This window comes from Paenibacillus solisilvae (assembly GCF_042656405.1).
Classification (GTDB): Bacteria; Bacillota; Bacilli; order Paenibacillales; family Paenibacillaceae; genus Paenibacillus_Z; species Paenibacillus_Z solisilvae.
Window position 1 is genome coordinate 1 of sequence record NZ_JBHSOW010000142.1, and the last position, 662, is coordinate 662.

Here is a 662-nt window from a genome sequence, read left to right on the forward strand (position 1 = left end):
ACAAAGAAACCAACCTTTGCTAAAATGGAGGTACCACCCAACCATCTTCGAAAGGAAGGTTTCTATGTACATTCAATATACCATGGACCAACTCACCCTGCCAATGGATTTGGCGGAAGACATCCCCGAAAATCACCTCGTGCGTGTCGTTAACGATGCCGTTAATCGCCTGAGCGACCGCGTCTTTTTAGATGCTTATCCTGGCGGTGGCCGAGACAGCTACCACCCAAAAATGCTAACGAAAGTCATCATCTACGCTTACACGCAACGCATCTACTCTTCTCGTCAGATTGCCAAAGCAGTCCGCGAAAACGTCATGTTCATGTGGATTGCCGGAAGGCAAAGGCCGAACTTTCGGACGATCAACCGGTTTCGCTCCGAACGGATGAAAGAGGTGCTGGAGAAGGTATTTACAGCTGTACTTCAATACCTAGCGGAAGAAAAATATGTCAAGCTGGAGCACTACTTTGTCGATGGTACAAAGATCGAAGCCAACGCGAACCGGTACACGTTTGTCTGGGGAAAGGCCGTCGTGAAGCATAAAATGAAATTGCAGGAGAAAGTACAGACGCTGTTTGCCGCTATCGAGGAGACAGAGAAGCAGGAAGACCAGGAACACAATGGCCAAGAGTTGCCCGAACTTGGCGAGACCGCACAGATTA

At 48.9% G+C, this 662-nt stretch carries 1 protein-coding gene; it reads left to right on the forward strand.

Annotated features, from left to right (window positions below):
- Positions 1–64: 64 nt before the first annotated feature.
- Positions 65–662, forward strand: a 598-nt coding sequence (locus ACFPYJ_RS33055) for a transposase (protein ID WP_379192852.1), incomplete at its 3' end; no start/stop codon positions are given.